Here is a 14,724-nt window from a genome sequence, read left to right on the forward strand (position 1 = left end):
CCGCACGGCGGCTGTTAGCGTGCCGCCATGCGCGCACCCATCGGCACCTTCGACCATGTACTCGCCGCCCCCGAGGCCCTCGACCTGCTCACCCGGCCCGTGGCCGACGCCGTCCGCGACTGGCGCGGCACCGTGCCCGCGCGGGACCTGATCCACGTCGACACCGACCCCGAGTGGGCCGACACGGCGACGTTCGTCGAGCACTACGGCCCCGAACTGCTCGACGCCTCCGCGAACTGCGTCGTCGTCGCGGGCAAGCGCGGCGGCGAGACCACGCTCGCGGCCTGCGTCGTCCTGTCCGCGACGAAGCTCGACGTCAACGGGGCCGTGCGCCGCCAACTCGGCGCCCGCAAGGCCTCGTTCGCCCCGATGGACATCGCGACCGGCGAGTCCGGCATGGAGTACGGCGGCATCACCCCGATCGGCCTGCCCGCCGGCTGGCCGGTCCTCGTGGACGCGGCCGTCGTCGACCTCCCGCACGTCCTCATCGGCAGCGGCACGCGCCGCGGCAAGCTGATCGTGCCGGGCAAGGCGCTCTCCGAACTCCCGGGCGCCGTCGTGGTGGAGGGTCTCGGCGTCACGGTCTGACGCGCCGCCTCACCCCCGCCGCGCGGGCGCCGTGCTTTCCCGCACGCGGTCTGACGCGCCGCCTCACCCCCGTCGGGCGGCCGGCCGCCCCGTACTCTCCCGCACCACCAGCCGCGTCGGCACCAGCGTCGTCCCGTGCTCCGTCCCGCTCTCCCGCACCTGGCGCAGCGCGCTCTGTACGCAGCGGCGGCCGACCTCCGCGAAGTCCTGGTGGACCGTGGTGAGCGGCGGCTGATACGAGCCCGAGTCGGGGATGTCGTCGAAGCCGATCACCGAGACGTCATCGGGGACCTTGCGGCCGCGCTCCTCAAGGGCCCGCAGCAGGCCGAGCGCCATCTGGTCGTTCGCCGCGAACACCGCGGTGCAGTCGGCCTGTTCGGCGAGGCGCAGGCCCGCGCGGTAGCCGGACTCGGCCGACCAGTCGCCCCGTACCAGCGGCGGGACGGCGCGGCCAGCGGCCTCAAGTGCCGTACGCCAGGCGTCCGTTCGGCGCTGGGCGGCGTACGACTCGGACGGCCCCGCCAAGTGCCAGACCGTGCGGTGGCCCAGTTCGAGCAGGTGGCGCACCGCGTCGCGGGTGCCGCCCGCCTGGTCCGTGTCCACCACCGCGTAACGGTCGCCGGCGTCGGAGTCGGCGACCACGACCTTCACGTGCGGCGGCAGCGACAGGCGCGCCGAGTCGAGCAGATGGACCTCCATGATGACGATGACCGCGTCCACCGCCAGCTCGCCGAGGCGGGAGAACGCGCCGCGCACCTCGTCCTGCGTGGGCACCGCTACCGGGAGCAGTGTGACCGCGTAGCCCTCCTGCGCGGCCGAGGTGGCGATCGCCTCCAGCGTGCGCATGTTGCCCGTCGTGGACAGCGTGAAGGTGATGACGCCGATGGTGCGGAAGTCGCCCCGCTTCAGCGCCCGCGCCGCACTGTTGGGGCGGTAGCCGAGCTCCTTCATCGCGGCGCGGACCCGGTCCCGCGTCTCCTCGTTGACGCCGGGGAAGCCGTTCGAGACGCGGGAGACGGTCTGGGACGAGACGCCCGCGACCCGGGCGACATCGGCCATCGACGCGTTCTGCGTACGGCGCCTGCCGCGCCGCGGGGCGCTCTCGCTGCTCTCCTTGGTTGTCACCGTGTCACCGTGTCCCTCACCGACTCTTGACCGTCGTCCTCGGGGCAGTGTAGACATGCCGCCACCGAATGTTTACGCAAACATAACAGTTGTCGGGACCCCCGCGCTCAGCGATGTTTACGCAAACATGGGCCCGTGACGCATGGACGAGTGAGGGGCGCGAGATGACCACGCTGCAACCGCCGGTCGCCCTGAGGCGGCGCCGCTCATGGACGGGATGGGGGTTCATCGGCCCCTTCGTACTCGTCTTCGCCCTGGTCTTCCTGGCGCCGCTCGCCTACTCGGTCTACCTGAGCCTGTTCCGTACGCAACTCATCGGTGGCACCACCTTCGTGGGCCTCGACAACTACCAACAGGCCCTCCAGGACGGCCAGTTCTGGGAGGGAGTCGCTCGCGTCGGCCTGTTCCTGCTGATCCAGGTGCCGGTCATGCTGGGCATCGCCCTGCTCGTCGCCCTGGCGATCGACAGCGGCCGCCTCTACGGCAAGGACTTCTTCCGGATCACCGTCTTCCTGCCCTACGCGGTGCCCGCCGTCGTCGCGACCCTCATGTGGGGCTTCATGTACGGCACGCGCTACGGCCTCGTCGGTGACCTGGGCGACGCGTTCGGCACGAAGATGCCCGACCCGCTCTCCGCCGACCTGGTCCTCGCCTCCCTCGGCAACATCGTGACCTGGGAGTTCGTCGGCTACAACATGCTGATCTTCTTCGCCGCGCTGCGCGTCGTACCGCACTCCCTGTACGAGGCGGCCGAGATCGACGGCGCCGGACAGTGGCGCGTCATCACCGCCATCAAGCTCCCCGCGATCCGCGGCGCCCTCGTCATCGCCACGATCTTCTCGATCATCGGCAGCTTCCAGCTCTTCAACGAGCCGGCCATCCTCCAGAAGCTCGCGCCGAACGCGATCACCACCGACTACACCCCGAACTACTACACGTACTCGCTGTCCTTCGCGGGCCAGCAGCAGAACTACTCGGCGACCGTCGCCATCGTCATGGGCGTGATCACGATGATCGTCGCCTACGTCGTCCAGCTGCGCGGCATGCGCAAGGGAGTGTGAGCCGCGATGACCACCACCACCTCCGTGCCCTCCTCCACGGCGCCGATCAAGTCCACGGCCCCGCGCCTGCGCACCGTACGGCGACGCCCCGTCGGGCGGCCCCGGCGCAGCGTCCTGCTGACCGTGCTCACCGGCGTCGTCCTCGTCTACAGCCTGCTGCCGCTGGTGTGGCTCCTGATCAGCGCCACCAAGTCCCAGCAGGGCCTGGCCCGTTCGTTCGGCCTCTGGTTCGACGCGGACTTCGACCTCTGGCACAACATCGCCACGACCTTCACGTACCAGGACGGCGTCTTCGGCCGCTGGCTCCTCAACACCTTCCTGTACGTGGCGGTCGGTGCAGGCGGGGCCACCTTCCTCGCGGTCCTCGGCGGGTACGCGCTCGCCAAGTTCGCCTTCCCGGGCAAGCGCGCCGTGTTCGCCGTCGTCATCGGGGCGGTCGCGGTACCCGGTACGGCGCTCGCCGTGCCGACGTTCCTGATGTTCAGCAAGATGGGGCTCACCGACACCCCGTGGGCCGTCATCATCCCGTCGCTGATCTCGCCCTTCGGCCTGTATCTCATGTGGGTGTTCGCCACCGAGGCGATCCCCGCCGAGCTGATGGAGGCCGCCCGCATCGACGGCGCGAGCGAGCTGCGCACCTTCTTCCAGGTCGCCCTTCCGCTGCTCGCGCCCGGCACCGTCACCGTCCTGCTCTTCACCACGGTCGCGACCTGGAACAACTACTTCCTGCCGCTGATCATGCTGAAGGACCCCGACTGGTACCCGCTCACGCTCGGCCTCGACTCCTGGAACAAGCAGTCGCAGACGGCCGGCGGCGAGGCGATCCCCCATCTCGTGCTCACCGGCTCGCTGCTCACCATCGTGCCGCTGATCGCCGCCTTCCTGCTGCTCCAGAAGTACTGGCAGTCGGGTCTCTCCGCCGGAAGCGTCAAGGAGTAGGCGCGGCGCCGGAGTCCGTACCTGGCACACCGTCCGTAGGACCACAAAGAAGTGGAAGCCATCGCCATGTCCCAGCACTCCCGCCGCGTCCTGCGCGGCATAGGTCTCCTCTGTGCCCTCGCCCTCGGGGCCACCGCCTGCGGCGGCTCCGAGGACGGCGGCTCCGGTGACAAGAAGGTCGGTTCGGCCGACCTCGAGTCCGCCCTGAAGAAGGGCGGCACCGTCACGGTGTGGGCGTGGGAGCCCACCCTGAAGCAGGTCGCCGCCGACTTCGAGAAGAAGTACCCGAAGGTCGACATCAAGCTGGTCAACGCGGGCACCAACAACGACCAGTACAAGGCCCTGTCGAACGCGATCTCGGCGAAGAAGGGCGTCCCGGACGTCGCGCAGATCGAGTACTACGCCCTCGGCCAGTACGCCCTGACGAAGCAGATCACCGACCTCAAGGCCTACGGCGCCGAGAAGCTGGCGGACTCGTACTCGCCGGGGCCGTGGAACTCGGTGAAGTCCGGCGACGGCGTCTACGGCCTGCCCATGGACTCGGGGCCGATGGCGCTCTTCTACAACAAGAAGGTCTTCGACAAGCACAAGATCGCCGTCCCGACGACGTGGGACGAGTACGTCGAGGCCGCCCGCAAGCTGCACAAGGCCGACCCGAAGGCGTACATCACCAGCGACGTCGGCGACGCGGGCCTGACCACCAGCCTGCTGTGGCAGGCCGGTTCGCATCCGTACAAGGTCGACGGCACCAAGGTCGGCATCGACTTCACCGACGCGGGCGCGAAGAAGTACACCGACACCTGGCAGAAGCTGATCGACGACAAGCTCGTCTCGCCCGTCACCGGCTGGACCGACGACTGGTACAAGGGCCTCGGCGACGGCACCATCGCCACGCTGCCCACCGGCGCCTGGATGCCCGCCAACTTCGCCTCCGGCGTGAAGGGCGCCTCCGGCGACTGGCGCGTCGCCCCCATGCCGCAGTGGGAAAAGGGCGCGACCGCCAGCTCCGAGAACGGCGGCAGCTCGCTCGCGCTGCCCGAACTCGGCAAGAACAAGGAACTCGCCTACGCCTTCGTCGAGTACGCCAACTCCGGTGCCGGCGTGCAGACCCGCATCAAGAACGGCGCGTTCCCCGCGACGACGAAGGACCTGAACTCGTCCTCGTTCCAGAACACCGAGTTCCCGTACTTCGGCGGCCAGAAGGCCAACAAGATCTTCGCCGAGTCCGCGAAGAGCGTGCCCACCGACTGGAAGTACCTCCCGTTCCAGGTGTACGCCAACTCGATCTTCAACGACACCGTCGGCAAGGCGTACGTCTCCCCGACCAAGCTCACCGCCGGGCTGAAGTCCTGGCAGGACGCGTCCGTCAAGTACGGCACCGACCAGGGCTTCACCGTCGACAAGTAGAGCCCTCAGGCGAACCGCCTCAACTCCGCACTCCTGGAAGGACGTTCATGGTCGCCCCCCTCACCCCCCGTTTCCCGTACGCGAAGGGCTCGGACGGCGCACGGCGCCTCGGCTACGGCGCCGACTACAACCCCGAGCAGTGGTCACGGGAGGTGTGGGCGGACGACATCCGACTGATGCGCGAGGCCGGGGTGAACGTCGTCTCCCTCGCCATCTTCTCCTGGGCGAGGATCCAGCCCACCGCCGACACCTGGGACTTCGGCTGGCTCGACGAGATCATGGACCTGCTGCACGCGGGCGGCATCGGCGTCGACCTGGCGACCGCCACCGCGTCCCCGCCGCCATGGCTGACCGCCGCGCACCCCGAGATCCTGCCGGTGACCGCGAGCGGCGAGACGCTGTGGCCTGGCGCCCGGCAGCACTGGCGGCCCACCTCGCCCGTCTTCCGTGAGCATGCCCTGCGCCTCGTCCGCAGGCTCGCGTCCCGCTACGCCGACCACCCCGCCCTGGTGGCCTGGCACGTCAACAACGAGCTGGGCTGCCACAACGTCTACGACTACTCCGACGACGCGGCCCGCGCGTTCCGCCTCTGGCTGCGCCGCCGCTACACCACGCTCGACGCCCTCAACGACGCCTGGGGGACAGCCTTCTGGTCGCAGCGCTACAGCGACTGGGAGCAGCTCCTGCCGCCGCGGCTCGCCGCCTCGCACCCCAATCCGACGCAGCAGCTCGACTTCAAGCGGTTCTCCTCCGACGCGCTCAAGGACCATCTGCTGGCCGAGCGCGACATCCTGCGCGAGCTCTCCCCGGAGACCCCCGTCACCACCAACTTCATGGTGATGCCCGGCACCAAGGGCATGGACTACGCGGACTGGGCGGGCGAGGTGGACTTCGTCGCCAACGACCACTACGTCATCCCCGGCCCGCAGGCCCGCGACGAGCTCTCCTTCTCCGCCAACCTCACCAGCGGCATCGCAGGACACCGTCCCTGGTTCCTGATGGAGCACTCCACCAGCGCCGTGAACTGGCAGCCCGTCAACCTGCCGAAGAAACCGGGGGAGTTGGCCCGCGACTCACTGCTGCACGTCGCGCACGGCGCCGACGCCGTCTGCTTCTTCCAGTGGCGGCAGTCGGCGGCGGGCGCCGAGAAGTACCACTCGGCGATGCTCCCGCACGCCGGCGCCGACAGTGAACTCTTCCACTCCGTCGTCGAGTTGGGCGGCACGCTCGATGCGCTCGCCCCGATCGCGGGCAGCGGGCGCGAACCCGCGCGCGTGGCGATCCTCTTCGACTGGGACTCGTGGTGGGCCAGCGAGCAGGACTCCCACCCGAGCTCCCGCCTCGACTACCACCGCGAGGCCCTCGACTGGTACTCGGCGCTGCTGAGGCTCGGCATCCGCGCCGACGTGGTGCCCGCGCACCACGCCGACCTGTCCGCGTACGACGTCGTGATCGCGTCCGTGCTGCACGTGGTGCCGCAGTCGCTCGGCAAGGAGCTCACCCGCTACGTAGAGGGCGGTGGCCACCTCGTCACCACGTACTTCTCCGCGATCGTCGACGAGAACGACCATGTGTGGCTCGGCGGCTACCCGGGCGCGCTGCGTGACGTCCTCGGCATCCGTATCGAGGAGTTCGGGCCGCTGCTCGACGGTGACAGGGTCGACCTGGACAACGGCACCACCGGCAGCCTGTGGACCGACCGGATCTCCGTCACCGGCACGGACGTCGAGGTCCTCGCCGGCTACCGCACCGGTACGTACGCGTCCCGCCCGGCCGTCACCCGGCGCGGCACCGGCCGCGGCTCCGCCTCGTACGTCTCCACCCGTCTCGGTGTCGACGGGCTCACCGTGCTGCTGCCGGAGCTGCTCGCGCCCGCCGGGGTGGGCAGTGAACTCCCGGAGCAGGCACGGGGGTTGGTCGAGGAGATGGTGCGGCGCGACGCCGAGCACCGCTATGTCTTCCTGGTCAACCGGGGCGACGAGCGGGTGGCGCTACCGGGTCTCACCGGGGAGGTCCTCGTCGGACCGGCGGGTCAGGACCTTGTTCTGGCACCTCGTCAGGTTGCCGTCCTGCGGCAACCCGTGGCCACCACCCCCTAGTTGCTGCACCGTTCGGCACCACCGACACCCCCACTCACACCACGACGTAGGGAGCTCACGTTGGCGCGCTTGACCCGCAGACGGTTCATCGGCATCGCCGCGGCCACGGCCGCGGCCGCGGGAACCCAGATCTCGGCCGCTCGGTTCGTCGCAGCGGCCACCGCGGCGACGGTCACGGTCACCCCCGACCCCTCGTACCAGCAGGACAGGTTCGAGGGGTGGGGCACCAGCCTGGTCTGGTTCGCGAACGCCACCGGGCACTACCCGGACGAGATCCGCGAGAGGATCGCCGACCTCGTCTTCGGACGGGACGGCCTCGCCCTGAACATCGCCCGCTACAACATCGGCGGTGGCAACGCCCCCGACGTCCCCGACTACCTGAGGGCGGGCGGCGCCGTCGAAGGCTGGTGGAAGGCGCCCGAGGGCACCACCCGCACGGACACCGACTGGTGGGACCCCGGCGACGAGGACCACTGGAACGAGGACGCCGACGCACCCCAGCGCTGGTGGGTGGACCGGATCAAGAAGGACATCACCCACTGGGAGACGTTCTCCAACTCCCCGCCGTACTTCATGACGGTCAGCGGCTACGTCTCCGGCGGCTTCGACGCGTCGAAGGACCAGCTGAAGGAGGCGTCCGTCGGCGACTTCGCCACCTACCTGGCCGGGGCGACGCGCCGCCTGGAGAAGGCGCACGGCATCAAGGTGAAGACCGTCGACCCGTGCAACGAGCCCAACACCAGTTACTGGGGTACGAAGTTGGGCGCCGACGGCAATCCGACCGGCGGCCGCCAGGAGGGCTGTCACATCGGTCCCGGGCTCCAGCAGAAGCTCGTGCCCGCGCTCGACGCCGCGCTGAAGAAGGCACGGACGACAGCCGCCGTCTCGGCGATGGACGAGACCAACCCGACGACCTTCGTCACGAACTGGACCAGCTATCCGGCCGACGTGAAGCGGGACGTCGTCCAGATGAACGTCCACACGTACGGCACCGGCGGCCGCACCTCCGTCCGCGACCTCGCCAAGGCCGAGGACAAACCGCTGTGGATGAGCGAGGTCGAGGGCGACTGGGGTGACGGACAGTCCTTCACCGACATGCGGCCCGGCCTCGGGCTCGCCCAGCACATCGTCGACGATCTGCGGGAACTGGAGCCCAGCGCCTGGGTGTTCTGGCAGCCCGTCGAGGACTGGGACAACATGAAGCCCGGCGGCGAGTCCGCGAAGGGCGGCAACTGGGGCGAGGTCCAGGTCTCCTTCAGCGCGGGACCCGACGACACCCTGGAGACCTGCCCGGTCCACACGAACACGAAGTTCGACACCGCCCGGAACTTCACCCACTACATACGGCCGGGCGACCACCTCATCAAGGTCGACGACACGAGCAGTACGGCGGCCGTCACCCGTGGCGGCAGCGGCGCCACCGTCGTGCACGTCAACAGCACCGCGAGTGCCCGCACGGTGAAGCTCGACCTGTCCCGGTTCGCGACCGTACGCCGAGGTGCGACCGTCACCCCGGTCGTGACCAGCACGGACGGCAAGCTGGCCGAACAGGCGCCGGTCACGGTCACCGGGCGAACGGCGAGCTTCACGGTGCCCGCGCAGTCGGTGACCACCTTCCTGGTCAAGGGTGTCTCCGGGGTGGCGAGGGACGCCGCCGAGCTGCGCCGGGGGCGCACCTACGAGCTGACGGGTGTGCAGAGCGGCAAGGCCCTCACCGTCGCCGACGGCGGTGGCACGCTCGTCATCAGGTCCACGTCGGGCGCGGCCGGCCAGCGGTGGCGGCTCGCGCGGATCAGCGGCGACGGTCCCGCGAGCCGCAGGCGGCACGTGTTCACCAGCGCCGCCGACGGCAAGCGGCTCGCCGCCCGCGACGGTGTGCTGGTCGTCGAACCCGACACGGATGAGCGGGACGCGGCCGCCCAGTGGCTCCTGTCAACGACGGGTGACGGCACGTACACCCTCGTCAACGCGGGCACGGGCCGCCTCGTCGAGGTCGGCGGGCAGGCCACGGACGAGGGCGCGCCGGTCGGGACGTGGCAGCCCAACTCCGGCGCCAACCAGAGGTGGAGGGTCACCGATGTGACGTCCTGACCGGCTCAGACGTGGTGTGCCCTGCGTTCCCGCAGCAGCAGCCACGCCAGGAACAGCCCGCCCCCCACACCTGTCACCACGCCCACCGGCATCAGCGCCGAACCGGTCACCCGCTGCGTCAGCAGGTCGGCCGCTGTCACCAGGAGGGCGCCCATCCACGCGGCGGGCAGCACGTTCGGTCCCGCCGCGCGGGTGACGCGGCGGGCCAGCTGGGGGGAGGCCATGGCGAGGAAGGGGATCGGGCCCGCCGCGGCGACGGCCATCGCGGTCAGGCCCGTGCCCGCGCACAGCAGGATCAGACGGCTGCGCTCCGGCGGCACACCGAGGGCGCCCGCCGTGTCGTCGCCCATCTCCAGCATCGTCAGGCGGCGTCCGAACACCATGACCACGGGGACGCAGACGATCAGTCCGAGCGCGGCCGTCCTGGCCTCGGTCCAGCCGCGGTCGTTGAGCGAGCCGATCGTCCAGCTCGCCGCCTGTGCCGCCTTGCCGATGTCGGCGCGGATATAGAGGAAGCTGGTCGCCGCCCCGAGCACGGCGGAGACCCCGATGCCGACGAGCACGAGCCGGTAGCCGTGCACGCCCCGGCGCCAGGCCAGCAGATAGACGGCGGCGGCCGTGGCGAAGCCGCCGACGAGCGCGCCGAGCGCGGTCTGCGCGGCGCCCGCGTCGAGGAAGATGATCGCGACGAGCGCCCCCGCCGACGCACCGTTGCCGAACCCGATGATGTCCGGACTGCCCAGCGGATTACGGGTGAGCGACTGGAAGACGGCGCCCGCCATGCCCGTCCCGAAGCCGACGAGAACCGCCACGACGGCGCGCGGCAGCCGCAGGTCGAGCACGATGAACTCGGCGCCGGGCGGCCCGCTGCCCGCGAACGTCCGCAGCACCTCCATGGGCGACAGCTCGTACGTGCCCGTGCCGACGGAGAGCACCACCAGGCACGCCGTGACCACGATCAGCGCCAGGCAGACGAGCACCGTACGCGGGTCGAAGCGGACCGACAGCCGTCCCGCCCGCAGCCTTCCCCGGCCCAACTCGGCCTTGAGCACGCGGGGTTGGTCCTTCACGGCGGTCACAGCTGGGCCACCTTCCGCTGACGTACGAGGTGGACGAAGATCAGCCCGCCGATGAACGACGTGACGATGTCCGCCTGGATCTCCGACGGCGCCACCACGACCCGGCCGATGACATCGGCCACGAGCAGCAGGCTGGGCGCGAACAGCGCGCAGTAGGGCAGCATCCAGCGCGGATCGGGTCCTGTGAACGCGCGGACCGCGTGCGGGATCATCAGGCCGACGAAGCCGATCGGCCCGCACACGGCGGTGGCGCTGCCGCACAGCAGCGTGATGGCCACGATTGACAGGACCCGGGTGCGCCGCACCGAGGTGCCGAGCGCGCGGGCGTGGTCCTCGCCCAGCGAGAGGGCGCCGAGCGGCCGGGCGAGCGCGAACGCGAGGAGCGTGCCCGCGATCAGCAACGGCAGGGCGCCGAGCAGGAGTTCGGGGTCGCGCTTCTCCAGGGTGCCGACGGACCAGAAGCGCATCGAGTCGAGCGTGCTCAGGTCCCACTGCTGCAACCCGTTGACGTAGCCGAACAGGGCCGCGTTGACGGCCGTGCCGGCGAGCGCGAGGCGCACCGGCGTCGCCGACCGGGTGCCGCCCAGGGCGTTGACGACGATGGCGGCGACGGCGGCGCCGAGCAGCGCGAACCACAGATATCCGGTGAACGACGTGATGCCGAACACGCTGATCGCGGTGACGACGGCGGCCGACGAACCCGCGTTCACCCCGAGGAGCCCGGGGTCGGCGAGCGGGTTGCGGGTCAGTACCTGCATCACGCCGCCCGCGAGCCCGAGCGCCGCGCCCACGGCGATGCCGATGAGCGTGCGCGGCAACCGCAGTTCACGAACGATGTTGTCGTCGGCGGAGCCGGACGGCGAGAAGAGCCCGCTCCAGACCTGCCCGAGCGCGAGGTGTTCGGTGCCCACCGCGAGGGAGAGGGCGGCCGCCGCGACGAGCAGCGCCAGGCCTGTCAGGAGTCCGGCGGTGCGGGGTGGGCGGGTGCGCGGCCCGGTGGCCGGGAGTTGTGGTGTTCCGCCGGGGCGGAGTCGTATTCCTGCGGGCATGTGCTTAGCTTAGGCTAACCTAAGTTCATCTGCTAACAATTACGTCGACAGAAGAGCTTCCGGAGGTTCCGGAGGAAGAGGAGACATGAGCGTCCAGTCCGTTGCCGCCCTGCCGGACCACCGGCCGGACCGCGTCACCGGCGCCCGCGTCGCGCGCCTTGAGGAGCGCATCGCCGCGGCCGACGACGCTCAACGCGCACACATCGCCGAGGAGTTCTGGCGGGAGGCCGCCGCCCGCGGCACGCCGCTCGTCGAGGAGCTCGACGGTGAACCCGACCACCGGGCGGTCACCTTTCTGTGGCGCGGCCACCGCGCCACCCGGCAGGTGCTGCTCATGGTGAGCCACCTTGGCGACCGCGCCCACCTCGCGGGCTCCCTCATGGAACAGGTCGCCGGCACCGACATCTGGCACTTCGGTCTGAGGCTGCGCGCCGACCACCGCGCCTCGTATCGGATCGCCGCCGACATCTCGGCCAAGGAACCGCCCGAGGACCCGGAGGTGTTGCAGGCGCGGCTGCGCTCCCTCGCGGCGCACGCGGCGCACGATCCGCTCAACTCTCGCCGCCTGCCTACCCGTTGGGGAGCGGGCGACAGCTCCGTCTTCGCCCTGCCCGAGGCCCCCGCCCCGGCGTGGACCGAACGGCGAGGCACCGTGCCCGCCGGGCGCGTCGAACGGCACCGGGTCGGCGCCGCGGCACTGAGCGGCGAACGCGATGCGAGCAGCGAACGCGACGTATGGGTATATATGCCCACTGGTTCCCGCGGTGACGCGGAACGGCTGCCCGTCCTCGTGCTCTGCGACGGCGACATGTGGTTCGGCCGCCTGGGCCTGCACCACACCCTCGACGCCCTCATCGCCGACGGCCTGCTGCCGCCGCTGGCCGTCCTCGCGCCGGACGCCGTCGACCGGGAAACCCGCCACCGTGAACTCGGCGCACGGGACGCCTTCGTGGAGTTCCTCGCGGACGAACTGCTGCCGTGGGCGGCGGGCCGCTGGCCCCTCGCCACGGACCCGGCGCGCACCGTCGTCGCCGGACAGAGCCTCGGCGGCCTGGCCGCCCTGCACGCGGGACGGCTGCGACCGGACCGTTTCGGCCATGTCGTCGCCCAGTCGCCCTCGCTGTGGTGGCGGCCGAGCCTGCCGCCGGGCGTCGTACAGAAACACATCTTCGGCGTGCCGTGGATCGTCGCCCAGTACGCGGAGGCCGACCCCGCGCCGATCACCGTCCACCTCGACGCGGGCCTGCACGAGGGCACGATGGTCGACCACTGCCGCACGCTCTACGACACGCTGCACTCGGCCCGCTACCAGGTCACCCGCAACGAGTTCAACGGCGGCCACGACTACGCCTGTTGGCACGTCGCCCTCGTCGACGCCCTGATCCGTCTCCTGGGTGCCACCCCCGCCTGACGCGGCCCCTCGGACCTCCCCCCACTCTCACCCACCACCTCTCCCAGCTCATTGCCCTAAGGAGCCCTACGCACATGTCCTCCCAGAGAATCCGCCGAGCCGCCCTCATACCGGCCGCCGCCGTCACGGGCGCCCTGCTGCTGAGCGCCTGCGGCAGCGACGGCGGAGACGACGCCGGCGGCGCCGAGAAGGCCGGGTCCGCGTCGAAGACGCGGCAGCTCACCGACGCCCAGGGCCGCGAGGTCAAGGTGCCGAGCGACCCGAAGAAGGTCGTCGCGCTCAGCGAACCCACCCTCGACGCCGCGCTCGCCCTCGGCGTCGAGCCGGTCGGCACCACCGCCGGCCGCGGCCAGCAGGGCGTGTCCTCGTACCTCGCCGACAAGGCCGCGAAGTCGCAGGTCGTCGCCTCCGTCGCCGAGGCCGACATGGAGAAGCTCGCCGCGCTCCAGCCCGAACTGATCCTCCTCGACGAGACGACCGGCGCGAAGAAGACCGTCGACAAGCTCCAGGAGATCGCGCCGACCGTCGTCACCGCGAAGCTCAACGAGGACTGGAAGACGGCGTTCACCGACACCGCGGACGCCCTCAACAAGAAGTCCGACGCCGAGAAGTGGCTCGCCGACTTCGACACGCAGGTCACCGACACGAAGAAGAAGCTCGGCGACAACGCCGGCGAATCCGTCTCCGTCATCCGCTGGCAGGACGGCGCGCCCTCCGTCGTCGGCAAGGGCGAGGGGCACGTCGGCTCGACGCTCAAGGCGCTCGGCATGGACCGGCCGAAGGACCAGCAGGGCGCGAGCACCGGGCACAGCGAGCCGGTCTCCCCGGAGAAGCTCGCGACCATCGACGGCGACTGGATGTTCCTCGGCGCCCTCGGCAGCAAGGACGACAGCCAGAAGGCCTACGCCGAGGCTCGGAAGGTCACCAACTTCGGCAAGCTGAAGGCCGAGAAGGACGCCCACATCGTCGTCATCGACGGCTCTGCCTGGAACAGCGCGGGCGGACCGCTCGCCGCGCAGACCGTCCTCGACGACATCAAGGGGGCGCTCGACAAGTGACCCCGACCACGGTCAAGGACCTGGCCGGCCGGCTCGCCCTCGTCACGGGGGCGGGCCGGGGGATCGGCGAGGCAGTCGTCGCCGCGCTCGCCGGCCGCGGCGCCCGCGTGCTCGCCACCGACCTGGACGCGGACGCCGTGGCCAAGGTGGCGGCGCCGTACGCCGAAGGACAGGTCGTCGCCCGCCCCCTCGATGTCACCGACGCGGCGGCCGTCGAGGCGCTCGTCGCCGATGCCGAGGACACCCTCGGCCCCCTCGGCATCGCCGTCAACGTCGCCGGGATCCTGCGCGGTTCACCCGTCGTGGACCTCACCGACGAGGACTGGGCCGCCTGCTTCGCCGTCAACACCAACGGCGCCATGCACGTCTCCCGCGCCGCCGCCCGCCGGATGACACGGCGCGGCGCCGGCAGCATCGTCACCGTCGCCTCCAACGCGGCCGGCATCCCCCGCCACGGCATGGCGGCGTACGCCGCGTCGAAGGCGGCCACCACGATGTTCACCAAATGCCTCGGCCTGGAGGTCGCCGCACACGGCGTGCGCTGCAACAACGTCTGCCCCGGCTCGACCCTCACCGACATGCAGCGCGCCATGTGGGATGCGGCCCCCGGCGGCGACGCGCAGGCCGGTGCCCGCTCCGTCATCGAGGGCGACCTCGCCGCCCACCGCACCGGCATCCCCCTCGGCCGCATCGCCGATCCCGGCGACATCGCGGAGGCGGTCGCGTTCCTCGCGGGTGACCGGGCCCGGCACATCACGATGCAGGACCTGTACGTCGACGGCGGGGCGACCCTTCGCGGGTGACCGGGAGCCGTTCC

Annotated in this window: 12 protein-coding genes; 9 read left to right on the forward strand and 3 right to left on the reverse strand. The window is 70.9% G+C overall.

Annotated features, from left to right (window positions below; all coding sequences use genetic code 11):
• Window positions 1-27: 27 nt before the first annotated feature.
• Window positions 28-588, forward strand: coding sequence for a YbaK/EbsC family protein (locus ACFYWS_RS09655; protein ID WP_389272059.1), 561 nt, complete (start codon window positions 28-30; stop codon window positions 586-588).
• A gap of 63 nt (window positions 589-651) precedes the next feature.
• On the opposite strand, the gene ACFYWS_RS09660 is transcribed toward ACFYWS_RS09655, so the two are convergent.
• Entirely contained in the window at window positions 652-1,647 is a 996-nt protein-coding gene (locus ACFYWS_RS09660) for a LacI family DNA-binding transcriptional regulator (protein ID WP_389274045.1), read from the reverse strand.
• A gap of 230 nt (window positions 1,648-1,877) precedes the next feature.
• On the opposite strand from ACFYWS_RS09660, the gene ACFYWS_RS09665 reads away from it, so the two are divergent.
• The 5 genes from ACFYWS_RS09665 to ACFYWS_RS09685 all read left to right on the forward strand — a co-directional run bounded on the left by ACFYWS_RS09665 (window position 1,878) and on the right by ACFYWS_RS09685 (window position 9,310).
• Window positions 1,878-2,774, forward strand: a complete 897-nt coding sequence (locus ACFYWS_RS09665) for a carbohydrate ABC transporter permease (RefSeq protein ID WP_389272062.1) — start codon at window positions 1,878-1,880, stop codon at window positions 2,772-2,774.
• Window positions 2,775-2,780: 6 nt separating this feature from the next.
• Window positions 2,781-3,713 carry a carbohydrate ABC transporter permease gene (locus tag ACFYWS_RS09670; protein ID WP_389272065.1) on the forward strand — a complete coding sequence of 311 codons (933 nt, stop codon included), beginning with the start codon at window positions 2,781-2,783 and terminating at the stop codon, window positions 3,711-3,713.
• 66 nt (window positions 3,714-3,779) lie between these two features.
• Window positions 3,780-5,120 (forward strand): ABC transporter substrate-binding protein, encoded by a 1,341-nt coding sequence (locus tag ACFYWS_RS09675; protein WP_389272068.1) that lies wholly within the window; start codon window positions 3,780-3,782, stop codon window positions 5,118-5,120.
• Between the two features lie 47 nt (window positions 5,121-5,167).
• Complete coding sequence (locus ACFYWS_RS09680; protein WP_389272071.1) at window positions 5,168-7,219, forward strand: beta-galactosidase; 2,052 nt, start codon at window positions 5,168-5,170, stop codon at window positions 7,217-7,219.
• A gap of 60 nt (window positions 7,220-7,279) precedes the next feature.
• Window positions 7,280-9,310 (forward strand): RICIN domain-containing protein, encoded by a 2,031-nt coding sequence (locus tag ACFYWS_RS09685; protein ID WP_389272074.1) that lies wholly within the window; start codon window positions 7,280-7,282, stop codon window positions 9,308-9,310.
• Window positions 9,311-9,315: 5 nt separating this feature from the next.
• On the opposite strand, the gene ACFYWS_RS09690 is transcribed toward ACFYWS_RS09685, so the two are convergent.
• Both ACFYWS_RS09690 and ACFYWS_RS09695 read right to left on the reverse strand, forming a co-directional pair.
• The gene (locus ACFYWS_RS09690) at window positions 9,316-10,389 is read right to left on the reverse strand and encodes a FecCD family ABC transporter permease (protein ID WP_389272077.1); all 1,074 of its coding nucleotides are present in this window, start codon (window positions 10,387-10,389) and stop codon (window positions 9,316-9,318) included.
• Window positions 10,386-11,438: a FecCD family ABC transporter permease gene (locus tag ACFYWS_RS09695; protein WP_389272080.1), complete on the reverse strand. Its 1,053-nt coding sequence runs from the start codon at window positions 11,436-11,438 to the stop codon at window positions 10,386-10,388. Before ACFYWS_RS09695 ends, ACFYWS_RS09690 begins: the two co-directional genes overlap by 4 nt.
• An 85-nt stretch (window positions 11,439-11,523) precedes the next feature.
• Here ACFYWS_RS09695 and fes point away from each other — a divergent pair, with 85 nt between their 5' ends.
• From fes to ACFYWS_RS09710, 3 genes are all read left to right on the forward strand, one after another.
• Window positions 11,524-12,849, forward strand: coding sequence for an enterochelin esterase (gene fes / locus ACFYWS_RS09700; protein WP_389272083.1), 1,326 nt, complete (start codon window positions 11,524-11,526; stop codon window positions 12,847-12,849).
• A 74-nt stretch (window positions 12,850-12,923) separates the two neighbouring features.
• A complete protein-coding gene (locus ACFYWS_RS09705) occupies window positions 12,924-13,907 on the forward strand; it encodes an ABC transporter substrate-binding protein (protein ID WP_389272086.1) in 984 nt (327 codons plus the stop codon).
• Window positions 13,904-14,710, forward strand: coding sequence for a 2,3-dihydro-2,3-dihydroxybenzoate dehydrogenase (locus ACFYWS_RS09710; RefSeq protein WP_389272089.1), 807 nt, complete (start codon window positions 13,904-13,906; stop codon window positions 14,708-14,710). The genes ACFYWS_RS09705 and ACFYWS_RS09710 overlap by 4 nt, the downstream gene beginning before the upstream one ends.
• The last annotated feature ends 14 nt before the right edge of the window (window positions 14,711-14,724 follow it).

The organism is Streptomyces sp. NPDC002795, assembly GCF_042888725.1.
Taxonomy (GTDB): Bacteria; Actinomycetota; Actinomycetes; order Streptomycetales; family Streptomycetaceae; genus Streptomyces.

Coding starts and splice junctions, on each gene's coding strand:
- ACFYWS_RS09675 (WP_389272068.1), top strand. CDS start 3,780: ATGTCCCAGCACTCCCGCCGCGTCCTGCGCGGCATAGGTCTCCTCTGT.
- ACFYWS_RS09670 (WP_389272065.1), top strand. CDS start 2,781: ATGACCACCACCACCTCCGTGCCCTCCTCCACGGCGCCGATCAAGTCC.
- ACFYWS_RS09660 (WP_389274045.1), bottom strand. CDS start 1,647: ATGGCCGATGTCGCCCGGGTCGCGGGCGTCTCGTCCCAGACCGTCTCC.
- fes (WP_389272083.1), top strand. CDS start 11,524: ATGAGCGTCCAGTCCGTTGCCGCCCTGCCGGACCACCGGCCGGACCGC.
- ACFYWS_RS09705 (WP_389272086.1), top strand. CDS start 12,924: ATGTCCTCCCAGAGAATCCGCCGAGCCGCCCTCATACCGGCCGCCGCC.
- ACFYWS_RS09665 (WP_389272062.1), top strand. CDS start 1,878: ATGACCACGCTGCAACCGCCGGTCGCCCTGAGGCGGCGCCGCTCATGG.
- ACFYWS_RS09680 (WP_389272071.1), top strand. CDS start 5,168: ATGGTCGCCCCCCTCACCCCCCGTTTCCCGTACGCGAAGGGCTCGGAC.
- ACFYWS_RS09655 (WP_389272059.1), top strand. CDS start 28: ATGCGCGCACCCATCGGCACCTTCGACCATGTACTCGCCGCCCCCGAG.
- ACFYWS_RS09695 (WP_389272080.1), bottom strand. CDS start 11,438: ATGCCCGCAGGAATACGACTCCGCCCCGGCGGAACACCACAACTCCCG.